The 24,660-nt window shown below is 58.0% G+C and carries 26 protein-coding genes; 13 read left to right on the top strand and 13 right to left on the bottom strand.

Going from position 1 to position 24,660, the window contains the following annotated elements:
• The first annotated feature begins 257 nt into the window (after nt 1-257).
• Entirely contained in the window at nt 258-647 is a 390-nt protein-coding gene (locus JK621_RS06915; RefSeq protein ID WP_212559177.1) for an inner membrane protein YbjM, read from the top strand.
• Between the two features lie 42 nt (nt 648-689).
• Here the strand turns inward: JK621_RS06915 and JK621_RS06920 are convergent, their stop codons facing one another.
• The gene (locus JK621_RS06920) at nt 690-953 is read right to left on the bottom strand and encodes a GrxA family glutaredoxin (protein WP_004942515.1); all 264 of its coding nucleotides are present in this window, start codon (nt 951-953) and stop codon (nt 690-692) included.
• 239 nt (nt 954-1,192) lie between these two features.
• Between JK621_RS06920 and JK621_RS06925 the strand changes: the two genes are divergently transcribed.
• From JK621_RS06925 to rlmC, 9 genes are all read left to right on the top strand, one after another.
• On the top strand, nt 1,193-1,507 hold the full coding sequence (locus JK621_RS06925) for a YbjC family protein (RefSeq protein WP_212559178.1): 315 nt from the start codon (nt 1,193-1,195) through the stop codon (nt 1,505-1,507).
• Between the two features lie 56 nt (nt 1,508-1,563).
• Entirely contained in the window at nt 1,564-2,466 is a 903-nt protein-coding gene (rimK, locus tag JK621_RS06930) for a 30S ribosomal protein S6--L-glutamate ligase (protein ID WP_212559179.1), read from the top strand.
• 164 nt (nt 2,467-2,630) lie between these two features.
• A complete protein-coding gene (locus JK621_RS06935; protein WP_004942518.1) occupies nt 2,631-3,110 on the top strand; it encodes a YbjN domain-containing protein in 480 nt (159 codons plus the stop codon).
• A 409-nt stretch (nt 3,111-3,519) separates the two neighbouring features.
• Complete coding sequence (potF, locus tag JK621_RS06940) at nt 3,520-4,629, top strand: spermidine/putrescine ABC transporter substrate-binding protein PotF (RefSeq protein WP_212559180.1); 1,110 nt, start codon at nt 3,520-3,522, stop codon at nt 4,627-4,629.
• A 139-nt stretch (nt 4,630-4,768) separates the two neighbouring features.
• Nucleotides 4,769-5,902 (top strand): putrescine ABC transporter ATP-binding subunit PotG, encoded by a 1,134-nt coding sequence (gene potG / locus JK621_RS06945; RefSeq protein WP_212559181.1) that lies wholly within the window; start codon nt 4,769-4,771, stop codon nt 5,900-5,902.
• Between the two features lie 25 nt (nt 5,903-5,927).
• On the top strand, nt 5,928-6,893 hold the full coding sequence (gene potH / locus JK621_RS06950; RefSeq protein ID WP_432761920.1) for a putrescine ABC transporter permease PotH: 966 nt from the start codon (nt 5,928-5,930) through the stop codon (nt 6,891-6,893).
• Nucleotides 6,890-7,735 (top strand): putrescine ABC transporter permease PotI, encoded by an 846-nt coding sequence (gene potI / locus JK621_RS06955; protein ID WP_006320894.1) that lies wholly within the window; start codon nt 6,890-6,892, stop codon nt 7,733-7,735. The genes potH and potI overlap by 4 nt, the downstream gene beginning before the upstream one ends.
• 226 nt (nt 7,736-7,961) lie before the next feature.
• Nucleotides 7,962-8,441 carry a YbjO family protein gene (locus tag JK621_RS06960; protein ID WP_212559182.1) on the top strand — a complete coding sequence of 160 codons (480 nt, stop codon included), beginning with the start codon at nt 7,962-7,964 and terminating at the stop codon, nt 8,439-8,441.
• Nucleotides 8,442-8,511: 70 nt separating this feature from the next.
• Entirely contained in the window at nt 8,512-9,639 is a 1,128-nt protein-coding gene (gene rlmC, locus JK621_RS06965) for a 23S rRNA (uracil(747)-C(5))-methyltransferase RlmC (protein WP_212559183.1), read from the top strand.
• 42 nt (nt 9,640-9,681) lie between these two features.
• Here rlmC and artJ (JK621_RS06970) read toward each other — a convergent pair whose 3' ends face one another.
• The 6 genes from artJ (JK621_RS06970) to JK621_RS06995 all read right to left on the bottom strand — a co-directional run bounded on the left by artJ (JK621_RS06970) (nt 9,682) and on the right by JK621_RS06995 (nt 14,313).
• Entirely contained in the window at nt 9,682-10,416 is a 735-nt protein-coding gene (gene artJ, locus JK621_RS06970; RefSeq protein WP_212559184.1) for an arginine ABC transporter substrate-binding protein, read from the bottom strand.
• Between the two features lie 205 nt (nt 10,417-10,621).
• Entirely contained in the window at nt 10,622-11,290 is a 669-nt protein-coding gene (artM, locus tag JK621_RS06975) for an arginine ABC transporter permease ArtM (protein WP_212559185.1), read from the bottom strand.
• Complete coding sequence (artQ, locus tag JK621_RS06980) at nt 11,290-12,006, bottom strand: arginine ABC transporter permease ArtQ (RefSeq protein ID WP_212559186.1); 717 nt, start codon at nt 12,004-12,006, stop codon at nt 11,290-11,292. Before artQ ends, artM begins: the two co-directional genes overlap by 1 nt.
• Nucleotides 12,007-12,015: 9 nt before the next feature.
• Nucleotides 12,016-12,747, bottom strand: coding sequence for an arginine ABC transporter substrate-binding protein (gene artJ / locus JK621_RS06985; RefSeq protein WP_212559187.1), 732 nt, complete (start codon nt 12,745-12,747; stop codon nt 12,016-12,018).
• A gap of 33 nt (nt 12,748-12,780) precedes the next feature.
• Nucleotides 12,781-13,509, bottom strand: a complete 729-nt coding sequence (gene artP / locus JK621_RS06990; RefSeq protein WP_126481551.1) for an arginine ABC transporter ATP-binding protein ArtP — start codon at nt 13,507-13,509, stop codon at nt 12,781-12,783.
• A 255-nt stretch (nt 13,510-13,764) separates the two neighbouring features.
• The gene (locus tag JK621_RS06995; RefSeq protein ID WP_212559188.1) at nt 13,765-14,313 is read right to left on the bottom strand and encodes a lipoprotein; all 549 of its coding nucleotides are present in this window, start codon (nt 14,311-14,313) and stop codon (nt 13,765-13,767) included.
• Nucleotides 14,314-14,474: 161 nt separating this feature from the next.
• Between JK621_RS06995 and JK621_RS07000 the strand changes: the two genes are divergently transcribed.
• Nucleotides 14,475-14,798 (top strand): heavy metal-binding domain-containing protein, encoded by a 324-nt coding sequence (locus JK621_RS07000; RefSeq protein ID WP_004942542.1) that lies wholly within the window; start codon nt 14,475-14,477, stop codon nt 14,796-14,798.
• Between the two features lie 47 nt (nt 14,799-14,845).
• On the opposite strand, the gene JK621_RS07005 is transcribed toward JK621_RS07000, so the two are convergent.
• Nucleotides 14,846-16,384: a DUF3300 domain-containing protein gene (locus JK621_RS07005; RefSeq protein ID WP_212559189.1), complete on the bottom strand. Its 1,539-nt coding sequence runs from the start codon at nt 16,382-16,384 to the stop codon at nt 14,846-14,848.
• Between the two features lie 190 nt (nt 16,385-16,574).
• On the opposite strand from JK621_RS07005, the gene JK621_RS07010 reads away from it, so the two are divergent.
• Nucleotides 16,575-17,411: an N-acetylmuramoyl-L-alanine amidase gene (locus JK621_RS07010; RefSeq protein ID WP_212559190.1), complete on the top strand. Its 837-nt coding sequence runs from the start codon at nt 16,575-16,577 to the stop codon at nt 17,409-17,411.
• Here the strand turns inward: JK621_RS07010 and JK621_RS07015 are convergent, their stop codons facing one another.
• Together JK621_RS07015 and JK621_RS07020 are read right to left on the bottom strand one after the other, a co-directional pair.
• Nucleotides 17,412-18,422 (bottom strand): NAD-dependent epimerase/dehydratase family protein, encoded by a 1,011-nt coding sequence (locus JK621_RS07015; protein WP_212559191.1) that lies wholly within the window; start codon nt 18,420-18,422, stop codon nt 17,412-17,414. It abuts the gene before it with no gap.
• 170 nt (nt 18,423-18,592) lie between these two features.
• On the bottom strand, nt 18,593-20,032 hold the full coding sequence (locus JK621_RS07020) for a DUF2867 domain-containing protein (RefSeq protein WP_212559192.1): 1,440 nt from the start codon (nt 20,030-20,032) through the stop codon (nt 18,593-18,595).
• 144 nt (nt 20,033-20,176) lie between these two features.
• Here JK621_RS07020 and JK621_RS07025 point away from each other — a divergent pair, with 144 nt between their 5' ends.
• A complete protein-coding gene (locus JK621_RS07025; protein WP_212559193.1) occupies nt 20,177-20,521 on the top strand; it encodes a DUF1294 domain-containing protein in 345 nt (114 codons plus the stop codon).
• A gap of 36 nt (nt 20,522-20,557) precedes the next feature.
• Here JK621_RS07025 and ltaE read toward each other — a convergent pair whose 3' ends face one another.
• The 3 genes from ltaE to hcr form a co-directional block, all read right to left on the bottom strand.
• Complete coding sequence (gene ltaE, locus JK621_RS07030; RefSeq protein WP_212559194.1) at nt 20,558-21,574, bottom strand: low-specificity L-threonine aldolase; 1,017 nt, start codon at nt 21,572-21,574, stop codon at nt 20,558-20,560.
• A 118-nt stretch (nt 21,575-21,692) separates the two neighbouring features.
• Nucleotides 21,693-23,414, bottom strand: coding sequence for a ubiquinone-dependent pyruvate dehydrogenase (gene poxB / locus JK621_RS07035; RefSeq protein WP_212559195.1), 1,722 nt, complete (start codon nt 23,412-23,414; stop codon nt 21,693-21,695).
• Between the two features lie 202 nt (nt 23,415-23,616).
• On the bottom strand, nt 23,617-24,621 hold the full coding sequence (gene hcr, locus JK621_RS07040) for an NADH oxidoreductase (RefSeq protein ID WP_212559196.1): 1,005 nt from the start codon (nt 24,619-24,621) through the stop codon (nt 23,617-23,619).
• Between the last annotated feature and the right edge of the window lie 39 nt (nt 24,622-24,660).

A 24,660-nucleotide genomic window follows, 5' to 3' on the forward strand; every position in this document is an offset into this window, starting at 1 on the left:
TTCAGTCGGAAAATGACGTCATAAATAACTAACCAGCGGAAGGCGATCCGAACCATCGATCGGCGGCGTATATTCTAGTCGCTATGGCGCGTGACAGCCAGCATTAAGCTGAGTTCCTGCGCTGCCGAACGCATTTAACTCTCTTTAGACCAAGGAAAAAGTTCAGCTCAGCGTTGCCGTTTATGGCAAGTCGTCGCCTGTTGCGTGACACGGCTGATTTCTACGGAGTAGTGACGACGCTAAAGGGGAGTCTCCGCATGGCGAATTATCGGTATTGGGTGGGCATTTTAAGCTGTTCTCTGTTGTTCAGCCTGGTGTTTCTCGGCCAGCAGAGCGGGGTATTCGGCAGCGCGGATCACGAGCATCACGGTGAAACCGGCCTGCTGCTGTTTGTGATACCCGGCATGATCGCCAGCTATTTTTCGAGCAAAAAGCGGATCCTCTGCCCGCTGCTGGGCGCGCTGTATGCGCTGCCGCTGTGTCTGACGATCCGTCATTTTTGGCTGACGCCGTTTTATTCGTTCTGGCAGGAACTGGCTTATGCCACCAGCGCGGTGTTTTGGTGCGTATTCGGTGCCATGCTGGCGCTGTTTGCACGCAGCCTGCTGCAGGCGTTTCAGCAATGCCACCGTCGCGAACGGCAATAAAAAAGGCGCTCTAAGCGCCTTTTCGTCGTTAAACCCGAGGGTTTACTGGAACAGATTCAGGTTTTCTTTGGCGTAGGCTTCGAAATCGGTGAAGCCGCCAACGTGTTTTTCATCAAGGAAAATCTGCGGTACGGTTTCTACCGGTTTGCCGACGGTTTTTTCCAGGTCGGCCTTGGTGATGCCTTCAGCGTGGATATCAATGTAACGGAAGTTGAAGTCGTCACGGTCTTCAGTCAGTTTTTCCGCCAACTCTTTCGCACGGACACAATAAGGACAGCCTGGGCGCCCGAAGATCACTGCAAACATGCATCACTCCTTAGTTGATATTCAATTATTTAATCGCTACTGCAACGACATTCTGTCAGCCAAAAAAGCCTCAGTCTGCGCATTACCTGCGTTGATGCCGTTTACTATGCCCGTTGGCTCGGTGAAAAAAAAGCAGGAATTACCTGTTAATCTGATTCACGTAACCGATTAAGCCGCCGGGGCTGTCGCCGCCGTGGGGAATTCACTACACTGGGGGCAGTGCCTCTGGAGAAAAAAATATGCGTTCGTTCGGTGACTTACCGCGCCCGGTGCTGGTATTGGAAGGCCTGGGTATGGTGCTGTTGGTGCTGGCTTATCTGAGTATTCACGATCATGTCCACCTGCCGGGTTGGCTGGCTTCGCAGCAGGCGGCGGTGGCGATGATTTTTCTCGGGGTGGCGCTGATGGTGCCGGCGGCGGCGTTTTTGGTCTGGCGCGTGGCGCAGGGCTTTGGTCCGTTGATGCGTGGCGGTCTGCCGCCGGAAAACGATCGACGCAAGCCCGATCCGAAAAACGCACCGGACGATAAAAATGACCGTGAGCCGCGCGCCTGAGCGCCGGCCGCCGATACTATGCCTGCCTGGCAGGTAATTGCTTTTTGGGGTGACGAGTGAAAATTGCCATTCTTTCGCGCGATGGAACGCTGTATTCGTGCAAACGTCTGCTGGAAGCGGCGGAGCAGCGCGGGCACAGTATTGATATTATCGATCCGCTCTCCTGTTATATGAACATCAACCCCGCCGCGCCGACTATCCACTATCGCGGTCGTCAGTTGGACCGTTATGACGCGGTGATCCCGCGTATCGGTTCCGCCATCACTTTTTACGGTACCGCAGTGCTGCGGCAGTTTGAGTTGCTGGGCAGCTACCCGCTGAATGAGTCGGTGTCGATCACCCGGGCGCGCGATAAGCTGCGCTCGCTGCAATTGCTGGCGCGCCAGGGGATAGACCTGCCGATCACCGGTTTCGCCCATTCGCCGGACGATACCGGCGATCTGATCGAGTTGGTCGGCGGTGCGCCGCTGGTAGTCAAACTGGTCGAAGGCACTCAGGGCATCGGCGTGGTATTGGCGGAAACGCGCCAGGCGGCGGAGAGCGTGATTGATGCCTTCCGCGGCCTCAACGCCCACATTCTGGTGCAGGAGTTCATTCGCGAGGCGCAGGGCAGGGACGTGCGCTGTCTGGTGGTGGGCGGCAAGGTAGTGGCCGCAATCGAGCGGCAGGCCAAGGCCGGGGAGTTCCGCTCCAACCTGCACCGCGGCGGCACCGCCCGCAAAGTGAGCATTACCGCCAAAGAGCGGGCGATTGCGGTGAAGGCTGCGGCTACGCTGGGGTTGGACGTCGCCGGCGTGGATATCCTGCGTGCGGCCCGTGGCCCGCTGGTGATGGAAGTCAACGCTTCACCGGGGTTGGAAGGGGTTGAAGGCACCACCGGGCTGGATATCGCCGGCATGATGATCGAATACATTGAACAGCGCGCGCGGCCGGGGTTTCGCCTGAAATCGGGCGGCTGAATGCCCGGCGGCAAAGATTCGCGGCTTTGCGGCTGGTGCTGCGGCCTTTTCTCGCCCATATTTATCCTAATAGCGAATTAAGCGGCTTTGATCGTGGCGTATTGGGGCAATATTCCGTAAGCTATGCGCCTTTTTCGCGTTTTGAATATTGTGAGGCTGGTAATATGGATTCACTCATAGTCCCTGATTTGGCGTTGTTGCGACGTTGGCTGGATCAATCGGGCATTTCATTCTTTGAGTGCGATTCCTGTCAGGCGCTGCACCTGCCGCACATGCAAAACTTCGACGGCGTGTTCGACGCCAAGATCGATCTGGTAGACAACGTGATCTTGTTCTCCGCGTTGGCCGAGGTGAAGCCGACCGCGCTGATCCCGCTGGTGGCCGATCTCAGCCAGATCAACGCCAGTTCGCTGACCATCAAGGCGTTTGTCGATATTCAGGACGACAATCTGCCGAAACTGATCGTCTGCCAGTCGCTGAGCATCGCCGTGGGCGTGACGCTGGAGCAGTTCACCCACTTTATGCAGCAGGGCGAAGAACAGATCTCGATGGTGATCCTCGAGGCGCGGGCGAACGATCTGCTGTTTATGGGTGACGAAGAAGAGAACCCGGCTGCCGCCGACCGCCAGCCAATGCTGCACTGATCGCCGCCGTAGATGATGCATGCCGCACCTCCGGCGGCATGCTGCCCTTATTTCCTTCCGCAATAATATATTCTGCGTTTTACCCTCTGTTGCCAGATATTTCTCGCCGTTTATGCCATTAATGGCGTATCACATAGAGAAAAACTGCATAAAAAATCGATAAAAGGCGTTTTTGGCCCTGAAGGCTGGTGCGTTCCGGCAACACCGGTTATGCTGCTGATTCTGCTAAGGGCTTGCGATTCCCCTTGTAACCACGCGAGCTGGACAGCTGAAAAAGGCGCATGCAATCAAATGCATAGCCATTCAATTCGCGGTTGCAACGATTGCGCTCGATCAGGAAAGGTTTTGTATCATTTCGGGATACAAGTTCAATTCTATGATTCACCCCCTGTTTTGGAGGAAGTTACGGATGGTCACCCAACGTAAAAAGTGGTTATCGGGTGTTGTTGCCGGCCTGCTGATGGCCGCGTCCGTCACCGCGTCAGCCGATGAAAAAACGCTGCACGTCTATAACTGGTCCGACTATATTGCGCCGGACACCTTAGCTAAATTCCAGAAAGAAACCGGCATCAAAGTGGTGTACGACGTCTTTGACTCCAATGAAGTTCTTGAAGGCAAATTGATGGCGGGCAGCACCGGTTATGACCTGGTGGTACCTTCGTCCAACTTCCTTGAGCGCCAGTCGAAGGCCGGTATCTTTGAGCCGCTCGACAAGAGCAAAATGCCGAATTACAAAAACCTTGATCCCGAGATGCTGAAACTGGTTGCGCATAACGACAAGGACAACAAATACGGCATTCCTTACCTGATGGTGACCACCGGCATCGGCTACAACGTCGACAAGGTGAAGGCGGTGCTGGGCAAAGACGCGCCGGTCGACAGTTGGGATCTGATCCTCAAACCGGAAAACCTTGAAAAGCTGAAAAGCTGCGGCGTTTCCTTCCTGGATGCGCCTAGCGAAATCTACGCGACCGTGCTGCATTATCTGGGCAAAGATCCCAACAGCACCAACGCGGCGGATTACACCGGTGCTGCGAACGATCTGCTGCTCAAGCTGCGGCCGAACATCCGTTACTTCCACTCTTCCCAGTACATCAACGATCTGGCGAACGGTGACATCTGCGTGGCGATCGGCTGGTCCGGCGACGTGATGCAGGCGGCCAACCGCGCCAAAGAAGCGAAGAATGGCGTGAACGTGGCTTATACCATCCCGAAAGAAGGGGCGCTGACCTATTTTGACATGTTCGCCATGCCGGCGGATGCCAAAAACAAGGACGCCGCTTACCAGTTCCTGAACTTCCTGCTCAAGCCGGATGTAATGGCGGGCATCAGCAACTTCGTGTATTACGCCAACGCGGTGAAGGATTCCACGCCGCTGGTGAACGCCGATATACGCAACAACCCGAACGTGTATCCACCGGCCGATCTGCGCGCCAAGCTGTTCACGCTGAACGTGCAATCGCCGAAGCTGGACCGTGTCATTACCCGTGCCTGGACTAAAGTTAAAAGCGGGAAGTAATACGTAAGGGCTCAGCCAACCGAGCCCGGTTTTCAGTCGTGTTCTGTCAGCAGGCGGGTGCTCCCCGCCTGCGTTGCCATTTTGGGCCATGGCAATCGCCGTGGTTTTTTGCACTGCTTTACACCGGAGAGCACCCCGATTGAACGACGCCATTCCTCGTCCTCAAGCCAAGTCGCAGAAGGTTTTCACCCCTCTGCTGGAAATCCGTAACCTCACTAAAACCTTTGACGGCCAAAACGCGGTCGAAGACGTCAGCCTGACCATCTACAAGGGCGAAATTTTTGCGCTGTTGGGGCCGTCCGGCTGCGGCAAGTCTACGTTGTTGCGCATGCTGGCCGGCTTTGAACAGCCAACGGAAGGGCAGATCATGCTCGACGGGCAGGACATGTCGCACGTGCCGCCATACCAGCGGCCAATCAATATGATGTTCCAGTCTTACGCGTTGTTCCCGCACATGACGGTTGAGCAGAATATCGCTTTCGGCCTGAAGCAGGACAAGATGCCGCGTGCGGAAATCGCCGAACGGGTGGCGGAAATGCTGTCGCTGGTACACATGCAAGAGTTCGCCAAACGCAAGCCGCACCAGCTCTCCGGCGGCCAGCGCCAGCGTGTGGCGCTGGCGCGTAGTCTGGCCAAGCGGCCGAAGCTGTTGCTGCTGGATGAACCTATGGGCGCGCTGGATAAAAAACTGCGTGACCGCATGCAGCTTGAAGTGACGGATATTCTCGAGCGCGTCGGCGTGACCTGCGTAATGGTCACCCACGATCAGGAAGAAGCGATGACCATGGCGGGGCGCATCGCCATCATGAACCGCGGCAAGTTTGTGCAAATCGGTGAGCCGGAAGAGATCTACGAGCACCCGAACAGCCGCTTCAGCGCCGAATTTATCGGCTCGGTCAACGTCTTTGACTGCGTGCTGCAGGAACGTCATGACGACGCGCTGATCCTGCAAAGCCCCGGCCTGCGTCATGCGCTAAAAGTGGATCCGGATTCGTCGGTGGTGGACGGCGTGCCGATCCAGGTTGCGCTGCGGCCGGAAAAAATCATGCTGTGCGAAGAGGTGCCGCAAGACGGCTGCAACTTTGCGGTGGGGGAAGTGGCGCATATCGCTTACCTCGGCGATCTGTCGATCTACCACGTGAAGCTGCTCAGCGGCCAGGTGCTCAGCGCCCAGTTGCAGAACGGCCACCGTTTCCGCAAAGGGATGCCGACCTGGGGCGATGAAGTGCGCCTGTGTTGGGAAGCCGACAGTTGCGTAGTGTTGACGGTGTAAGTGGCGAAGGTGAGGAGTACTTGTTATGACAATGCTTTCTGAACGCACGCCGCCGGAACCGCCGGCTAACGGCCCCGGCGCGCTCAAAGCGTTTTTCCAGCGCCTGCAAATGACCCACGGCCGCAAACTGGTTATCGCGGTGCCGCTGCTGTGGCTTACGCTGCTGTTTCTGCTGCCGTTTTTGATTGTGTTCAAGATCAGCCTGTCGGAGCTGGCGTTGGCCGTTCCGCCTTACACCGATCTGATGAGCTGGGCGGAAGGCAAGCTGGATATCGCGCTCAACTTTGCCAACTACCTGCAATTGACCGACGATCCGCTGTATCTGGATGCCTATCTGCAATCGTTGCAGGTGGCGGCGGTATCGACGATTTGCTGCCTGATCATCGGTTACCCGTTGGCCTGGGCGGTGGCGCACAGCAAGTCTTCAACCCGCAACATTTTGCTGCTGCTGGTGATCCTGCCGTCGTGGACCTCGTTCCTGATCCGCGTTTACGCCTGGATGGGGATCCTGAAAAACAACGGTATCCTCAACAACTTCCTGCTGTGGTTGGGGGTTATCGATCATCCGTTGGTGATCCTGCATACCAATCTGGCGGTGTATATCGGCGTGGTGTATTCCTACCTGCCGTTTATGGTATTGCCCATTTATACCGCACTGACGCGGCTGGATTACTCGCTGGTCGAGGCTTCGCTGGATCTGGGCGCCAAACCGTTGAAAACCTTCTTCAGCGTGATTGTGCCGTTGACGCGCGGCGGCATTATCGCCGGCTCGATGCTGGTGTTTATCCCGGCGGTGGGCGAGTTTGTGATCCCGGAACTGCTGGGCGGGCCGGACAGCATCATGATCGGCCGCGTGCTGTGGCAAGAGTTCTTCAATAACCGCGACTGGCCGGTGGCCTCGGCGGTTGCCTCCGTCATGCTGCTGCTGTTGATCGTACCGATTCTCTGGTTCCACAAGCACCAGAACAAGGAAATGGGGGGGCAGGGATGAACAACTTGCCGGTAGTGCGTTCACCGTGGCGTATCGCCATTCTGGTGATAGGTTTCACCTTCCTGTATGCGCCGATGTTGATGCTGGTCATTTACTCGTTCAACAGCTCCAAGCTGGTGACGGTATGGGCCGGTTGGTCGACGCGCTGGTATTCAGAGCTGTTCCATGATTCGGCGATGATCAGCGCCGTCGGGCTGAGCCTGACGATAGCGGCCGCTTCGGCGACTGCCGCCGTGGTGCTGGGGGCGATTGCCGCCGTGGTGATGGTGCGTTTCGGCCGTTTCCGCGGGTCAACGGGGTTTGCCTTTATGCTGACAGCGCCGCTGGTCATGCCGGACGTGATCACCGGTCTGTCGCTGCTGCTGCTGTTTGTGGCGATGGGGCACGCGTTTGGCTGGCCGTCGGAGCGCGGGATGTTCACCATCTGGTTGGCGCACGTCACCTTCTGTACCGCCTATGTCTCGGTGGTGATCAGTTCGCGCCTGCGTGAGCTGGACCGCTCGATCGAAGAGGCGGCGATGGATCTGGGTGCGACGCCGCTGAAAGTGTTCTTCGTGATCACGCTGCCGATGATTGCCCCGGCGCTGGTTGCCGGCTGGATGCTGGCCTTCACCCTGTCGTTGGATGATCTGGTGATTGCCAGCTTCGTCGCCGGGCCTGGCGCTACCACCTTGCCGATGCTGGTGTTCTCCAGCGTGCGCATGGGGGTGAATCCGGAAATCAACGCCCTGGCGAGTTTGATTCTGCTGGTGGTGGGGATTATCGGTTTGATTGCCTGGTGGTTTATGGCGCGCTCGGAAAAACAGCGATCGCGCGAATTACAAAAGGCCGCCCGTAGCTGATTCGGTTCAAACCTGCTATTTTTGCAATTATTGGTATTGCAATTGATTACCTGACTTTATATATGCCGTTTGAATATACTCTAAATAATTCGAGTTGCATGAAGGCGGCAAGGCCGTGAGTCTCCAGGAACTTACTCAGGTAAGTTCCTGGAGGCGCGGGTACAGCCAACACACATGCAGCTTGAAGTATGACGAGTATAGGCGGCGTTTGGTGGTATACACGGATATGTCAGAGATGCTGAACAGCAGGCAGGGAATGAGATCGACTTCAGATGCGCCAGTACCGGTGATGGTGGCCGGAACGGCAATGGTGGCCATCAAATGCATCAGCGTGCTGTTGCTGTTGGGGGAGCTGGGTGTCGACGGCGCTCAGGAATTTGTCAGTACCAGCGCTCAGGCCTGGGATTCTACGTTTATTTTTCTGGCCGGCCTGCTATTGCTGTGCCTGCAAATCAGCTGCGGTTTTGCGGTGATGCGCGGTCATAACTGGGGGCGCTGGAGCTACGTGATTTGCCAGTGTCTGGTGGTCGGTTATTTGCTGCTGGCGACCATCGGCAACTTTCTGCCGGAGGTTTTTACCGTTGAAGGGGAAACCAGCAGCCAGATCCTGCATGTCTTGATCCTGCAAAAAATTCCCGACGCGGTTATCCTGGCGTTGCTGTTTGTTCCCGTCACCAGCCGCCGGTATTTCGCCGCGCGTCACTGAGATTTTAACGGCGTAGAGTGATAAACTCTGCGCCCTTAATTATTCATCCCGAACCCACAGGGTCATCTTTATGCATTGCGCTTTGTATACGGCGGGAACCTGCCGTTCCTGTCAGTGGCTGGAAAAACCTTACCTGCAGCAACTGACGGACAAACAGCATCACCTGCAATCGCTGCTGGCCGGGCGCGATGTCGCCCAGTGGCTGGAACCGCTTGCCGGCGAGCAGAGCGCGTTTCGCAATAAAGCCAAAATGGTGGTCAGCGGCAGCGTAGAGCGCCCGCTGCTCGGCATGCTGCATCGCGACGGCACGCCGGTCGATCTGGGGGCTTGCCCGCTGTATCCCGCCAGTTTTGAACCCATGTTCGTGGTGTTGAAACGTTTTATCGCCCGCGCCGGCCTGACGCCGTATAACGTGGCGCGCAAGCGCGGTGAACTGAAGTACCTGTTGTTAACCGAAAGCACCCACAGCGGCGGCGTAATGTTGCGCTTTGTACTGCGTTCGGATAGCAAACTGGCGCAGCTGCGAGCCGCGTTGCCGTGGTTGCAGCAACAGTTACCGCAACTCAGGGTGATTTCCGCCAATATTCAGCCGGTGCATATGGCGATTATGGAAGGGGAGCGCGAGATCCCGCTGACCGAGCAGCAGGCGCTAGAGGAGCAGTTCAATCAGGTGCCGCTGTATATCCGTCCGCAAAGTTTCTTCCAGACCAATCCGCAGGTAGCGGCCAAACTGTACGCTACCGCGCGCGACTGGGTTCGGGCGCTGGGTATCGACAGCATGTGGGATCTGTTCTGCGGCGTGGGTGGGTTTGGCCTGCACTGTGCGCAGCCGGAAACCCGGCTTACCGGCATTGAGATCAGCGCCGAAGCCATTGCTTGCGCACGCCAGTCGGCGGAAACGCTGGGTTTGCAGCACGTCAGTTTCCAGGCGCTGGACTCCACGCGTTTTGCCACCGCTGAAGGCAGCGTGCCGCAGTTGGTGCTGGTCAATCCGCCACGGCGCGGTATCGGCCAGGCGCTGTGCGACTACCTGAACCAGATGGCGCCAGGCTACATTCTGTATTCAAGCTGCAATGCCGAGAGCATGGCGAAAGACATTGAAGGGCTGCCGGATTATCGCATCGAGCGTGTGCAGCTGTTCGATATGTTCCCGCATACCGCCCATTACGAAGTGCTGACGCTGTTGGTGCGAAACTGACTGATATAAGGCCCGGTGAGCGGGCCTTATGATTTGCGAGTCTTACTGCGGGAACCACTTGTCGTTGATGGCCTTGTAAGTCCCGTCGGCTTTGATGGCGTCGAGCGCGGCGTTCAGCTTGGCCAGCAGCGCCTTATTGTCTGGACGCACCGCAATGCCCAAACCTGTGCCGAAGTACTGCGCGTCGGTGACGTGCTCGCCAACCGGCGCCAACTGAGGGTTGTTCTTCAGCCATTCGTTCACCACGGCGGTATCGCCGAACACGCCGTCGATACGGCCATTTTTCAGCTCGAGAATGGCGTTCTGGTAGCTGTCGTAAGAGACGGTGTTAATCTCCGGGTGTTTGTCCTGCATGTATTTCTGGTGAGTGGTGCCGTTCTCCATACCCACCTTCTTGCCTTTCAGATCGGCCAGTGAGCTGAATTTACCTTTCTGGGCGATCACAATCGCCGAGTTGGCGTAATACGGCTGGGTGAAGGCGACCTGCTTGCTGCGTTCCGGCGTGATGTCCATGCCTGAGATCACCGCATCGTATTTTTTGAATTTCAGCGCGGCGATCAGGCTGTCGAACGCCTGGTTGGTGAAGGTGCATTCCGTCTTCATTTGTTTACACAGCGCGTTAGCCAGATCGATATCGAAACCGACGATTTTATTGCTGGCATCCAGTGATTCGAACGGCGGGTAGGTGGCGGAAGCGGCGAAGCGAATGGTGTCGGCAGCGCCGGCGTTGAAGGCGATCCCGGCCAGCACCGTCGCGGTAAGTAATAGTTTTTTCATGCGTAAAGCTCCTGTCTGCAAGTCTGCGTATTTTTATCTCGCCACCGCTTGATTTTACTGACAATAACCCAAAGGTTCTCGCGGTGATCGCTGGCGTTTACCCTGCCATTTAATGAATTGATATGCAATATAAATGATTAAAAATTGCAATGAAAATAAAAAGCCCCGCGCGAAGGCAGGGCTTTTAGACTGACCGGCGAAGCGCTCAGTTACGGCGTTCGAACGCCAGCGCACGCCGCTCGACCAGACGCATCAGCAAGGTCAGCAGGCCGTTGACGCACAGATACACCAGCCCGGCGGCGCCAAACACCATCACGTCGTAGGTGCGGCCATACATCAGTTGGCTGTAGCCCATCACTTCCATCAGGGTGATGGTATAAGCCAGCGAGGTACTTTTGAACACCAGCACCACTTCGTTGGAGTAAGACGACAGTGCGCGCTTGAAAGCGAAAGGCAGCAGAATGCGCAGCGACTGTGAGCGTGACATGCCCAGCGCCTCGCAGGATTGCCATTGACCGGACGGGATCGCCCGCACCGCACCGTAAAACAGCTGGGTGGTGTAGGCGGCGCTGTTCAGCGCCAGCGCGATCATCGCGCACAGCCACGGCTGCGACAGCAGGTTCCATAACCACGGGTACTCACGGATCGCCGGGAACTGGCCGGGGCCATAGTAGATCAGGAATATCTGTACCAACAGCGGGGTGCCGGTGAACAGCGTGATATAGATCTTTACGAGCGGCGTCAGGATCGGCGTTTTTAGCGTCAGGATCACGGTCAGCAGCAGCGACAACACCAGTGCCACAATCAGTGCGGTAATCGTCAGCGTCAGGCTGGTGTGCAACCCTTTGATAATTTCCGGCAAGAACTCAAGCATCAGACTGGCCCCCGCTCAAAACGCGTGGTGCGCAGTTCTATACGTTTGATCACGTACTGGCTGAACAGGGTGACGACCAGATAAATTGCCGCGGCAATCACGTACCAGGTAAAAGGCTCCTGAGTACGGGTGGCGATGCTCTTGGTTTGCAACATCAGATCGTTAACGCTGATCAATGACACCAGCGCAGTATCTTTCAGCAATACCAGCCACTGGTTGCCGAGGCCAGGCAGCGCATGGCGCCACATCTGCGGCATGATCAGGCGAAAGAAAATGGCCGCCGTGCTCATTCCTAGCGCCTGTCCGGATTCCCATTGGCCCTGCGGCACGGCCTTCAATGCCCCGCGCAGCGTCTGCGATGCATAAGCCGAATAGAGCAGGGCGAGCGCGATCACGCCGCACAGGAACGGGCTGACTTCGAAGTTATCGATCGCCAGTTGGATAGGCAGTTGGAACAGGCCGAAATTCAGGGTGAAGCCGTCGGAGAGCATCAACAGCAGCTGCGACGAACCGAAATAGATAAACAGCACCACCAGAATTTCCGGCAGGCCACGCAGCAGCGTCACCCAGGCGGTGCCGAGCCAACTGACGACTTTCCAGCGCGACGATTCCCAGACGGCAAACAGCATCGCCAGGATCAGCCCGAGGATAAGAGCGCAAACGGCAAGGCCGACGGTCATCCCGGCGGCGCTTGCTAGAGGTTGAATTTCATTCATCGGGGTTGATTACTGCTGGAACCATTTTTTGTAGATGGTTTCGTAAGTCCCATCCTGCTTGATCTTGTCCAGAGCCGCATTGAATTTGCCCTGCAACTCGGTATTTTTCTGACGCACGGCAATACCCAGGCCGGTGCCGAAGTAGTCTTTGTCCGTTACTTTGTCGCCTACTACCGCCAGCGCTGCGTTCTGTTTCAGCCATTCGTTGACCACCGCAGTGTCGCCGAATACCGCGTCAACGCGGCCATTTTTCAGATCCAGAATGGCATTCTGATAGCTGTCATAAGGCACGGTGGTGATTTCCGGGTGTTTGTCGGTCAGGTATTTTTGATGGGTGGTGCCATTTTGCACGCCCACTTTTTTGCCTTTCAGCGCCGCAACGTCGGCCACTTTGCCTTTCTGCGCGACAAACAGGGCGGAGTTATCGTAGTACGGCTTGGTGAACAGCACCTGTTTTTCACGCTCAGGCGTGATGTCCATACCGGCCATGACCGCGTCGAAGCGCTTGAACTTCAGGCTCGGGATCAGGCTGTCGAAGGCCTGATTGGTGAAGGTACATTCGGCCTGGATCTCTTTACACAGCGCGTTGGCCAGATCGACGTCAAAGCCCTGGATCTTGTTGCCGGCGTCAATAAATTCAAATGGAGGATATGAGGCTTCGGTAGCGAAACGGATCGTTTCGGCTGCGGAAGCGGAAACGCTGATGCCGGCCAGAACGGCGGCGATTATTAGTTTTTTCATCGCAAACTCCCCAAATTACAGCAAGTAAAATTATTAGTGTGATAAGTAATTGGCAAACTCGGTGGTCTGCGGTTGCGCAAAATGGCTGGCATCGCCCTGTTCCACCACGCGACCGTTTTCCATGTACACCACGCGGCTGGCGGTCTTGCGCGCCACTTCCACTTCGTGGGTCACAATCACCTGGGTGATCCCGGTGCCGGCCAATTCGCGAATGATGCTGACGATCTGGGCGGTAATTTCAGGATCCAGCGCGGCGGTCGGTTCATCGAACAGCAGTACCTGTGGCTCCATCATCAACGCCCGGGCAATCGCCACGCGCTGTTGCTGGCCGCCGGAAAGGTGCAGCGGGAAGCGATCGGCAAAGTCGGTCAGGCGCAAACGCTTCAGCAGCTTGTCCGCGCGCTCCATCGCCTGCGCCTTGGACAGGCACAGCACGCGACATGGCGCCTCGATCAGGTTCTGCACCACGGTGAGGTGTGGCCAGAGGTTGTATTGCTGGAACACCATGCCAACGTTCTGGCGCAGCTCGCGAATGGCTTTTTCGCCCGGAGCCTGTTTGAAATCGAATTGGTTGCCGGCGATCTGCAATTGGCCCGAACGCGGCATTTCCAGCAGGTTCAACACCCGCAGCAATGAGCTTTTCCCGGCGCCGCTTGGACCAAGCAGCACCAAAGTTTCCCCTGCTGGGCAATCCAGCGTGATGTCAAACAGCGCCTGATGTACGCCGTAATAGCAGTTGATACCGTTAAGTTGAATGCTCATGCGCCAGAATTGAATAGATATTGATGCCGCGAATGTTAACTTCCACAGAATACTTATGCAATCTTTGTGCGTTAAAATTTATTACTGCGCGGCAGAATAGTAAAAGAATAGCACAAGATACCGCGACTCAGGTTCGAAGGGGGGATTTGTCGTGCATGCTGTGAGGTATGTAGCGAAATTTCTTAAGTTGAGCAAACGTTGAGCGCAATCAAGGCATTTGGCCACCGGCGCCGAAGAGCGCCGGTGGCGGGGGGGTTACTGGTTTTCCAGCACCTGCCGCAATGTGCCGCTGGCGGCGTGCGGCGGTACGTTCAGGTAGCGGATATCATCCACCACCCAACAGGTGCCTTCACGCACCATCAGCACTTCATCTTGCCAGTTGACTGCGCTGCCGCCGTCTTTTTGGTGGCTCAACTGAACGCGCAGCGGGATATTTTTCGCATCGGCGTTAGGAATGGTAGACGCGCTGGCAACGGAGGCGCTGGTCGCCCCCTGGGCATTGCCGGAGAACAGATCGCCGGTTATCTGATGCTTGCCCGGGTTTTGGTTGGCGGTGACCAGATCCTGGTATAGCACCTTACTCAGGTAAGGTTGCAATTGTGCCAGACGGTTGCTGTCTGGCAGTGAAGCTGCGGGGCCTTGTTGCAGACGCAGATCGTAAAATTTCTGTGCAACCGTATCCGGGCCGCCTTCCACACAACCGCCGGTACGGGTGCCGATATCCTTGAATGCCGGCTCGACGGTGGTACAGGCACTCAATAACAGCGCTAAGGGAAAAACAGCCGCAATCGTTTTTGTTTTCATCTCATTACCTTATGTGAAAGTCTCTACCATGAAGACCATTAGCCTACAGTATAAATGCGATTTCAGGCCTTGCATTCGTACTGCGTGCCATTTCATAACAGAACATAATTCCAAATTGGTGGTCAGATAAATGCGATGAATCAATCAAACAAGGAGTTCTGATGCAGCTTTCAACCACCCCGACCCTGGAAGGGTTTACCATTACCGAATACTGCGGTGTCGTCACCGGCGAGGCGATCCTCGGTGCCAATATTTTTCGTGATTTCTTCGCCGGCGTGCGCGATATCGTCGGCGGCCGCTCCGGCGCCTACGAGAAAGAGCTGCGCAAAGCCCGCTTGATCGCTTTCCAGGAGCTGGAAGAACAGGCGAAAGAGTTGGGTGCCAACGCGGTGGTCGGCATTGATATCGACTACGAAACCGTGGGTAAAGACAGCAGCATGCTGATGGTGACCGTCAGCGGCACCGCGGTGAAAGTAAGCCGCTAACCCCCCATTTTATGAAACGCCCCGGCAACCGTCGGGGCGCAGTCTATTTATCCCGCCTTGTGTTCTTCAGGCTTCAGCAGGCGATGTTCCTGCGGTTTTGCCGCAGGTATCAGATGATGTTCCTGCGGTTTTGCCGCGGGAATGGGGTGTTGCTCCTGCGGTTTTGCTGCGGGTATCAGATGCTGTTCCTGTGGTTTTGCCGCGGGAATGGGGTGTTGCTCCTGCGGTTGATGCTGTGGCATCGGCGTTGGTCGATTCATTACCGGCGGCGCAATAGCGTGATTTACCGGCCTGACCGTCGGTGAAGGCGCGTAGGCCGGATGAGGAGCCGCTGCCAATGGCGCAGGCTGATGCGTTGCCCGGTTATCCGCCTGATGTAACGTTGGGAGGGCCGTGTGCGGATGTTGCGGCATTACCGCAGGGGCAGAATGGTTAAAGTTTGGCGTGCTCATCGGCTGATGGACGACGGTGGGCTGCGTTACCGGGCGGGGGGCCGGAGGCGCCGAATGGGTGAAGGCCGGCATACCTGTCGGCGGATGAGCATTGCCTGCCTGCTGGGGGGCAAAGTGCGGTTTTGCCATGGTGGCAAAATTCGGCGCCGGGTGCCCGGTTGCCGGCGCGGTCGGAGCGAAATGCGGCGCCTGATTCACCCGCGTATTATAGTTATTCAGGGTATTGGTGCGGTTCACATTATTGTACTGATTGATATTGGTGACGCGGTTAATCACAGTGGTGGATCGCGATATATAAGGCGCATTGTTGTAAATCACCGGTTGACGCCGGTCGCCCCAATGCACATCCCAGTTATGCCAGCCATCGTTATGCTGATTGATCAAGGCACCGACCGCGATGCCGACGCCAAAGCTGATAACGCCGGCTGCCAGCATGTCCCCGCTGCTGTAGCGGGAGGCCGGTTGGTCGTGATAGCCGGGGTAAATCGGCACGGCTTCGCCGTAGGCCTCCCAGGGATCGTAACGCGGTACATAAACCACGTCCGGCTGGCTGGGTTCAATCACAATCACCCGATCGGGCTCGGCGATCACGCTTTGCTGATAAGGCTGCTGGAGCGTGCGCGGTGCAATCACCACCCGCTGCTGGGGCGAGTTCTTCAGCGTACCTTTGTTCGCCGCGCGTTGGCGCATCACCTGGATAGCGTTCATGACGTCGGTGGGATCGTTGACGTAAGCGTCGCCCAGAGCGCTGGTCCAGGGGAGGTTTGTTGCCATCTGGTCCAGCACGTCGGGGAATTGCACCAGACTGCGAACGCTGGGATCCCAGGGTTGGGTGTCTGCGGCCGTGGCGAGCGCCGCCGGCGGCAGGTTGCGGTTCTGCGCCAGCCAATTGTCTGCGGCGCTGATTTGATCGGGATAACCCGCTCCGGCCAACACCTGGGCCAGCAGCTTGTCGGGAAACAGGGCTACCGGACTAACCAGCTGATAAAGCTGATCGGCGCTTGGCGGCGTATAGGCCGGTGCAGCGACGGGTTGAGTTACGCCCATTACGGCGGCGACACTTTTCTGATCGCAACCGCTGAGCGGCAGCAGAGCGAGACAGATCAACCCGGTTAAACAGTTCGATTTGCGCATGGTTTATTCGCTTATTTCAGCACAGGTAATATGATGAGGCTAACACCTGTCGGGCGGGCTGCCAGTGCTGAGCAATACTCGCTTGCACATCTGGCGGGTCTGTCATCATTTATTGATTAACTTGCTTATTGGATACAAGTTAATCAACCTGAGTTACAAATTTGGGGATCTGACCCAGAGGGAGGGATACGTGAAAATTTGGCCAGGGATCATTGCCGCCACGCTGCTTGCCGGCTGCCAAACCGCACCGCAGGGCACCACCGTCGATCGCGGCGGTTACCACCTTGAAACCCTGCATCAGGCGCAAGGCGCCGACCAGCGGATCCGTTTTCTGGTGATGCACTACACCGCGGAAGATTTTCACTCTTCGTTAAAAACGCTGACGGATGAGCACGTCAGTGCGCATTACCTGCTGCCGGCGCATCCGCTGCGGGAACAGGGCAAACCGGTTGCTTTTCAACTGGTGCCGGAAGCGTTGCGCGCATGGCACGCCGGGGCCAGCTATTGGCGCGGTCGTACCAGCCTCAATGACACCTCGATAGGCATTGAGATCGTCAATCGCGGGTTCAGCCGCCGCATGCTGTTTACCCATTGGCAGCCGTATCCACCCGAGCAAATCGCGCTGTTGATCCCGCTAAGCCGGGATATCATTCAGCGTTACGGCATTCAGCCGACCGACGTGGTAGGGCACAGCGATATTGCGCCGCAGCGCAAGCAAGACCCCGGCCCGCTCTTTCCCTGGCAGCAACTGGCGGAGGCGGGGATCGGCGCCTGGCCGGACGCGGCCGAGGTGCAAAGGCGATTGGCGGGGCGTGACCGCCATGCGGCGGTGCCGTTGGCGCCACTGCTGGAAAAACTGGCGCGTTACGGTTATGGCGTCGATGCGCAGTGGGATGCGCGGCAGCAGCGAAACCTGTTGGCGGCGTTCCAGATGCACTTCCGGCCCAGCGATTTTCGCGGTGAGCCGGATGCTGAAAGCGAAGCGATTGTCGATGCGTTGCTGCAGAAGTACGGTGCGGCGCGTTGATTACAGGCCGTACAGCTTGCCGTGCTCTTTCAGCCAGCGGGCGGTGCGGGTAATGCCTTCATCCAGCGAAACAATCGGCTGATAATTCAGTTCCTGTTGCGCGCGGGTGGTATCCAGCGTCAGATCAAAATTGAGCTTGGCGACGCCATAATGGGTGAGCACCGGTTCTTTCTCGCTTTTACTGCCGAGCTTCTCCATGCCGCGCGCCATCATATCCAGCATCGGGTAGGGCACCGAGCGGATCCGGCATTTCATGCCCAGCTCGTCGATCAACTGCTGTACCACGCTGCGTAGCGGGCGCGCCTGCTGGTTGGTGATGTTGTAGGCGCGCCCGGACGGCGTATCCTCCTTCTGGGTCGCCAGCCACATGGCGTGTACCGCGTTTTCCAGATAGGTCATATCCACCAGCGCTTCACCGCCGCGCGGCAGCAGCAGGTTGCCATAATGCTTAATCATCTGCAGCAGGCGCGGCAGCATCACTTTGTCGTGAGGGCCAAACAGCCCCTGCGGGCGCAGGATGGTGAAGTGGGTCTGCGGGTTGGACAGCGCCAGTTGCTGGATCACCTGCTCGCCGGCGGCCTTGCTGCGCGCAAACTCGTTGGCATAGCGCGCCGGCCGGAAATCTTCGGTAATGTTGCGATGGTGATGGTAATCGAAGTAAATCGCAGGTGAAGAGATATGGACAAACTGCGAAACGCCATAGGCCGCCGCCCATTCGCCCAGGCGACGGGTGGCGCGCACGTTGGCCAGTTCGAACGCCTCTTCGGTGCCCCAGGGGGAGGTAAAACTGGAGCAGTGCCATAGCACGTCCACCTCGGCCAGCATCGCTTTGGCCTGCGACGAGATCAGGTTGGTGAGATCGGCATGAATGAATTCCGCGCCCATTTTTTCCAGCAAACTGCCCATGGCCTGATTACGGCCGGTGGCGCGTACTTTTATGCCCTGGCGGCGGAGATATTCAACGGCGTTACGGCCTAACCCACTGGTTGCACCGGTGACCAATACCTTCATAACGAACTCTATTCTCACCAAAAATCAGAATGCTGAAGACCGTCAGCGGCACCCCAGCAAATAAGATGCCATTCTTTCGTGATTTCGTGCGCTATGCAATCGGAAAGGGCCTAACCGCAGCAGCAAACTGTGCGGTTGATCGACAAATGAGCATCAGGTTGTGTTGCGGGTTACGGCCGATTGCGTTCGTGCTCTTCGGCCAGCTTCGCAATACGTTGCGCCATGCCGCGAAAAATGAACAGGTGGGCGGGCATCATGGCGAACCAGTACAGCAACCCGCTGAAACCGGCGGGGTGCCACCAGGCGCGCACGTCGAGACTGCGGCGATCGCCGTGATCTTTGACCGTGAAGGTTAAACGGCCCAGGCCGGGCGCTTTCATGCCGAACAAGAGCGCCAATTGGCGCTGTGGTTTGAGGGTGATCACTTTCCAGCCGTCGATCAGATCGCCCACCGCCAGCGTATCGCGCGGCGGGCGGCCATACACCACGCGATTGCCGATCATATCGTCCATGCGGGCGCGGATCTGCCACAGGAGATTGGCATAGAAATACCCCTCTTTGCCGCCCAGTTGCTGCACCATGTGCCACAACGCCTGGCTGGACGCCTGGGTTTCCAGCGTGTAGCCGGCCTGCTTGGGATAGAAACCGTAGCCCGGCCGCCAGCGCGCCCGTGCCTCCGGATCGTAGCCCCAGTCGGCAGAATCGACCACGTCCTTCTCGCGGCGCAGGGTTTCGCGCACCGCTTCATCGAAAGTCTGCAATGTTTGCGGGATCAGCGCCTGCAACGGTTTGCCGTCGGCGGGCAGATCGTGGTTCAGGCCCTGAATCAGCGCGCTGGCGATGGGGGTGGGCACAGAAGTGATCAGGCTGACGAACCACACTGAAATAAAGCGCGTGGGCAGGGGGATCGGGATCAGCCAGCGCTTCTTGCCGCTGATGCGGATGAAGCGCTCAAACATCGTCTGGTAGCTGATGTATTCCGGGCCGGCGACGTCAAAAATGCGGTTTTCTTCCTCCGGGTGCGCCAGCAGATCGGTCAGATACACCAGCAGGTTTTCCAGCGCCACCGGCGAAGATTTAGAGCGCACCCAACGCGGCGGCGTCAACACCGGCAGGTTGTAGACCATATCGCGCATCACTTCGAACGCCGCCGAACCTGGGCCGACGATAATGCCGGCGCGCAATTCGGTGACCGGGATACCGCTTTGGCGCAGGATTTCCCCGGTCAGCTTGCGCGCCGCCAGGTGCGGCGAACTGTCGCCCGCCGGTTGCAATGCACCCAGAAAAATCACCTGTTTGACGGCGGAACTGCGCAGCGCGTCACGCAGGTTTTCCGCGGCCTGGCGTTCCTTTTCAATAAAGTCATCGCCATCGCCCATGCCGTGGATCAGATAATAAACGGCATCTATATCCCACAGCGCGGCGGCCAGGGTTTCCGGACGGTAAACGTCGACATAGCGGCAGTCGACCTGCGGCCAGTTCTGTTCCTGCAGCCATTCCAGGCGGCGTGCGGCGGCGGTAATGGTATGTCCCTGGTCGATCAGGTGAGGGATCAGGTTCTGGCCAATGTAGCCGCTGGCTCCGAGAACCAATACGCGTTGGGGTGTCATCAGCGCTGCCTTATGCAGTGAAAGTCGGTGACAGCATGCCAAACCTGACGTTTAAATGCACTTTTTGTGTGGTTATGAGGGAGTTGCATCTGCCGGGAGGCGGGGTCACACTACGCGCCGTTTGCCTGCGATAAGACGGATGATATGAAACTGAATGCTGTTTGTTATGCCCTATTGGGCCTGGCTTTAATCGCCAGCCTGTTTTTCCTGCATCCGATTGGGGTGTGGTTGTTGGCCAACCTGCTGACGTTGCTGGTGTACGGCGCGGATAAGTTTGCCGCACGCAAGGGCTGGCAACGGGTGCCGGAAAGCACGTTGCTGGTGTTTGGGCTGGTGGGGGGCTGGATCGGCGCGATAGTCGCACAGCAGCTGTTTCGCCATAAAACCCAGAAACAGCCGTTCAAAACCTGGTTTATCCTCAGCGTGGTGGTGAACCTGGTGGCGACGCTGGGGATCTGGTACTGGGTTTACGGCCGCTGGATTATCTGAAGGCGGGGCGCAGTGGCGCCCCGTTCGGGCCGGGATTCAGGCATGTTGCCGGAGGAAATCCCGCCATAAATCGACGACGTGCTGCAGATCCTGACGGCTGACGTCGAGATGGGTCAGAATGCGCGTCAGCGGCCCGCTGCTGATCAGCACGCCACGCTCTCGCATCCACGGCCCCAGCTTTGCCGCCAGTTCCGGCGATTGGCGCAGGTACAGTACGTTGGTCTGCGCGCCCGGTTCGGCAACCTCCACGCCTATCCCCTGCAATTGCTGCTCCAGCCATTTGGCGTTGTCGTGGTCGTCGCGCAGCCGTTCGACGTTATGCTCCAGCGCATACAAACCTGCCGCCGCCAGAATACCGACCTGGCGCAGGCCGCCGCCGGTCATTTTGCGCCAGCGCACGGCGCGCTGAATAAAGGTTTCACTGCCGCACAGCAGCGAACCTACCGGTGCCCCCAGCCCTTTCGACAGACAGATGGTGAAGGTGTCGCAGTACTGCACAATCTCTTTCAGCGGCAGGTTTAGCGCGACGGCGGCATTGAAGATGCGCGCGCCGTCGATGTGCAGCGCCAACTGATGCTCGCGGGTGAACCGCCAGGCCTGCTGCAGGTACTCCTGCGGCAGCACGCGGCCGCTGATGGTGTTTTCCAGGCTCAGCAGGCGGGTTCTGGCGAAGTGAATGTCATCGGGTTTGATTGCCGCAGCTACCTTGTCCAGCGGCAGGGTGCCGTCCGGGTTTGCCTCAATCGGCTGCGGCTGGATACTGCCGAGCACCGCTGCGCCGCCGGCCTCGTATTTATAGTTATGCGCCTGCTGGCCGACAATATATTCGTCGCCGCGCTGACAGTGGCTCAACAGCGCCACCAGGTTGGCCTGGGTGCCGCTCGGCAGAAACAGCGCCGCTTCCTTGCCGGATAGACGAACCGCTTCCGCCTCCAGCGCCTTTACCGTGGGATCATCGCCATAGACGTCATCGCCCACTTCGGCCTGCGCCATGGCTTGGCGCATGGCGGTGCAAGGGCGGGTCACGGTGTCACTGCGTAAATCGATAAGCATAGTTAACCTTGGAGATGGCTGATGGGAAAGGGAATATGACCTTCATCATAGCGGGATTCTTTTATGACAAAAGAGAAAAATACCGGGAACAGCACTCGCCGAACCCGGGAGGTGTTATTTAACGCAACCAGTTGGTTTTCGCCAGTTCGACCACTTCGTCGCCACGGCCGTTGATAATGGCGCGCAACATATACAGGCTGAAGCCTTTGGCCTGTTCGAATTTGATCTGCGGCGGCATTGCCAGTTCCTGTTTGGCGGTCACCACGTCCAGCAGCGCCGGGCCGGGGTGCGCCAGCATCTCTTGCAGCGCAGCGTCCAGATCCGAAGCCTTCTCGACGCGAATGCCCTTGATGCCGGCGGCGTTGGCCATCGCCGCAAAATCCGGGTTGTGCAGATCGGTGCCGTCGGTCAGGTAGCCGCCGGCCTTCATTTCCATGGCCACAAAACCCAGCACGCTGTTGTTGAAGATCACGATCTTGACCGGCAATTTCAACTGAATCAGCGACAGGAAATCCCCCATCAGCATGGTAAAACCGCCGTCGCCGCACAGGGCGATCACCTGCTTGCCCGGCTCGGTGGCCTGTGCGCCGATGGCCTGCGGCATGGCGTTGGCCATCGAGCCGTGGTTGAACGAACCCAGCAAGCGGCGTTTGCCGTTCATTTTCAGGTAGCGGGCAGCCCATACCGTCGGTGTGCCGACGTCGCAGGTGAAAATGGCGTCGTCGTTGGCGTATTGGCCGATCTGCTGCGCCAGATACTGCGGGTGGATCGGTTGATCGTCATTGGCGGTCGCCAATCCATCGAGATCCTTGCGTGCAGTGCGGTAGTGCTCCAGCGCCTTGTCAAGAAACGCGCGGTCGCTCTTCGGCTTCAACTGCGGCAGCAGGGCGGTGAGGGTGGTGTGGATATCGCCCACCAGCGCCATATTGACCGGGCAGTGCGCACCGATGCTGCCGGGGTCGATGTCGATCTGAATGATGTTGGCGTTGGTCGGGTAGAACGCGCGGTAGGGGAACTGGGTGCCGAGCAGTAGCAGGGTATCGGCGTTCATCATCGCGTGGTAGCCGGACGAAAAGCCGATCAACCCGGTCATGCCGACGCTGTACGGGTTGTCCCATTCGATATGCTCTTTGCCGCGTAGCGCATGCACCACCGGCGCTTGCAGCAGCTCGGCCAGCCTGACGACTTCGTCATGCGAGCCGGCGCAGCCGCTGCCGCACATCAGCGTGATGTTCTTCGCCTGATTCAGTATGGCCGCCAGCTTGTTCAGTTCGCTCGTCGGCGGCTGAACCAGCGGCAGCGCCGGGGTATGCCATACCATGCTGGCGTCTTCCGGCGCCATGCGCAGCGCCACGTCGCCCGGCAGCACGATCACCGACACGCCGCGATTGAGGATCGCTTTGCGCATGGCGATTTCCAGCACCCGCGGCAGCTGTTCCGGATTAGAGACCAGTTCACAGTAGTGGCTGCATTCACGGAACAGTTCTTGCGGGTGGGTTTCCTGGAAATAACCGCTGCCGATTTCGCTGGAGGGAATATGCGCGGCAATCGCCAATACCGGCACGTGGTTGCGGTGGCAGTCGAACAGGCCGTTGATCAGATGCAGATTGCCCGGGCCGCAGGAGCCGGCGCAAACCGCCAACTGGCCGGTAAGCTGGGCTTCTGCGCCGGCGGCGAACGCGGCCACCTCTTCGTGGCGTGTGCCCAGCCATTCGATGGTGCCCATGCGGTGCAGGCTGTCGCTAAGGCCGTTGAGCGAATCGCCGGTGACGCCCCAAATGCGTTTCACGCCGGCCTGCTCAAGCGTTTTGGCGACCAGTGTGGCTACGGTTTGCTTCATAATTCCCCCAAGCGTTGTAAAAAGGCCCCCGCATCTTTCAAGCCACAGCGTTGTGGGCTGCGACTGGAAATTCAGTGGGTATGAATCGTTAAGTCTTTTTCAGATGGACGTAATAAAACGCACGGAACCGGGAAAGTGTAGAAGGGGACTTCAAACCTCGCTTGCCGATAAATGCCCCATCGGCGAGATGGGGCTATGGCCGTCAGGCGAGGGTGACGTCGCCCTGCAATTGGCAACTGCACGCCAGTACATACCCTTGGGCGATCTCGGCCGGGGTGAGCGTCATGCTGCTGGTGGTGGTGTAGTCACCGTCGAGGATGCGGGTTTTGCACGAGCCGCAGACCCCGGCGCGGCAGGCGGCGTTAACCGGCAGCGCGTGGGCCTCCATCGCCGCCAGCAGCGTGCTGCCGACCGGCACGCGGAACTCGCGCAGCGGCCGGGCGACGCGCAGCCTTAGCCCTTCGCTTTGCCCGGAGTCCGTTTCCGCCGGCGTATGGAATTGTTCTTTGTGGAAGCGGGTTGCCGGTACGCCAAGCTGGCGGCAAAGCTGCTCAGCCTGCGCCATATAAGGCGCTGGGCCACAGGTCATCACCGTACGTTTGGCAATATCCGGAATGGCCTGGCGCAAGATTTCTAACGTTATCCGCCCGCTGAGGTAACCCGGTTGCGCATTCTGTTCGGCCATCAGCGTCAGCCGCAGTTGCGGATGCGCAGCGCACAACTCGCGCCATTGTTCGGCAAAAATCGTATCGGCGGGGGTGCGTACGTTAAAGATCACGGCAATATCGCAGGCCGGACGCTTGACTACCAGCCAGCGGCACATTGAGATAATCGGCGTAACGCCGCAGCCGGCCGCCAGCATCAGGTATCGATCGGCCGGGTGGCGTTCGCAACTGAATTCTCCCTGCGCATCGGACAACCACAGGGTGTTGCCGGGTTTGACCTCCTGCGTCAGCCAGCGCGAACCCGCGCCGTCCGGCAGGCAGCGTACGCTGATGCTGAGAAAGCGGCTTTGGCCGGGCGAGGACGAGAGCGTATAGGCGCGCAGCGTTTCTTCCGTATTGCGGATGCTGACCAGCGCAAACTGGCCGGCCTGATAAGGGTAAAAAACGTCGCAGATCAGGTTCAACGTCCAGACATCGGCAGTTTCCTGCCGGACCGAGTGTACCTGCATGCGATTGGGGCACAGGGGGCTGGGTTGGGTCATAGAGCACCTCAAAGGCAAAGGGGCCGGCATAGGCGCGGC

The sequence above is a fragment of the Serratia plymuthica genome, from assembly GCF_018336935.1.
In the GTDB taxonomy this organism is placed as follows: Bacteria; Pseudomonadota; Gammaproteobacteria; order Enterobacterales; family Enterobacteriaceae; genus Serratia; species Serratia plymuthica_B.